Origin of the sequence: Pseudaestuariivita atlantica, assembly GCF_001205715.1 — a bacterium.
Taxonomy (GTDB): Bacteria; Pseudomonadota; Alphaproteobacteria; order Rhodobacterales; family Rhodobacteraceae; genus Pseudaestuariivita; species Pseudaestuariivita atlantica.
The window spans coordinates 1-1,465 of sequence record NZ_AQQZ01000046.1 but is presented as its reverse complement, the minus strand read 5'-3'; the positions used below and the strand labels follow the sequence as shown (position 1 = coordinate 1,465).

The 1,465-nt window shown below is 55.8% G+C and carries 1 protein-coding gene; it reads left to right on the top strand.

Features of this window, described 5'->3' with window-relative positions:
• Positions 1 to 71: 71 nt before the first annotated feature.
• A complete protein-coding gene (locus tag ATO11_RS21020) occupies positions 72 to 1,211 on the top strand; it encodes an IS110 family RNA-guided transposase (RefSeq protein WP_050532869.1) in 1,140 nt (379 codons plus the stop codon).
• Positions 1,212 to 1,465 lie beyond the last annotated feature (254 nt).

Genomic DNA, 1,465 nt, shown 5'->3' with positions numbered 1-1,465 from the left:
AAGTTTCCATGCAGGAGGTTGCGCGAACCGGATAGGTTGGGCGCAGATTCACAAAACGGGAGATTTCCAAAATGATGACGCCATCTATTGCGGCGACCTGCTTTGTCGCCATTGATCTGAGCAAATCGAAATGGCTTGTGGCGCTTGATGCACCGCAATTGGCCAAAATCAAATCTGTACGCTTGGACGGGTTTGATACGGCTGGGCTTATCGATCTGGTTCGAGCGACTGTTGCGGAGGCGACTGAGCTTTGCGGGCCTGATCAGCGGCCGATCGTTTGCTTTGAAACTGGATACGATGGTTTCTGGCTGCAGAGGCTGCTGTCCAACGAAGGGATCGAGACCTTGGTTGTGGATCCGACCAGCTTTCTCGTGAACCGCAAAGCGCGCCGGGTCAAAACAGATCGCGTCGACGCCGAAGGCATGGTCGTTCTGCTGAAGAACTACTGTTCCGGTGATCGAAAGGCATTCCGCACTGTGCGCGTCCCGACCGTCGCTGAAGAAGATGCCAAACGCTTCCATCGAGAGCGCAAGAGGCTGATGAGCGAGCGCACTGGCCACATCAATCGCATTCGTGCCCTCCTCGCCCTGCAAGGCGTCCGGCATATCAATCCAGCGATGGTCACATGGCGAAAGAAACTGGAGGGCCTCGAAACTGCCGATGGCCGCCCTTTCCCCGATCAGCTCATGCGCGAGATCGTGCGATCTTTCGAACGCTTGGAGCTGACGAACAAGATGATCAAGGCTCTTGCCGAGGAACGCGACGAAGCTCTTGCAGCTGAATCTGAACAGTTCCCCGAACACGAAAAGGCAGTGCTGCTCGAAGGGCTTCGCGGTGTTGGACGACACAGTGCGATGCTCTTGTCGGCCGAAGTGTTTGGCCGGGAATTCAAGAACAGGCGACACCTGTCGTCTTATCTGGGCCTGACACCCAGCCCTTATTCCAGCGGTGACGTCGAACGAAGCCAGGGTATCAGCAAGGCCGGAAACCGACCGGCGCGCACCCTCGGGATCGAACTGGCGTGGTGCTGGCTGCGGTATCAGCCACAAAGCGCACTCGCGCGCTGGTTCAGAAAATACACGGCTGAACGCCCGGGAGTGAGAAAGAAAGTCGCCATTGTGGCTCTTGCCCGCAAGCTCATCGTGGCCTTGTGGCGATATGTGGAAACGGGACTTGTCCCGTCTGGCGCGGTTCTGAAGGCGGAGGTGTAAAACGGGATACTGAAACTTCAGAATAACGCGCAACGCCGGATGGTTGAGTGACCGAGAAGATTGATGGTCTTCACAAACCCTGTAGAAGTTTGGTCCCAACCAAGGCGGCTCTATTCCGGGAACGTGAACGGAAATTTGGTTCGGGCAGTACGCCCACCGTATGCAAGTCGATGCCACTGGAGTGAGCATATTCGAGGAGCCAAACCAGCGTTGCACAGAAAGAAAAGGACTTGAAAATGTAATTTCCTCATGCA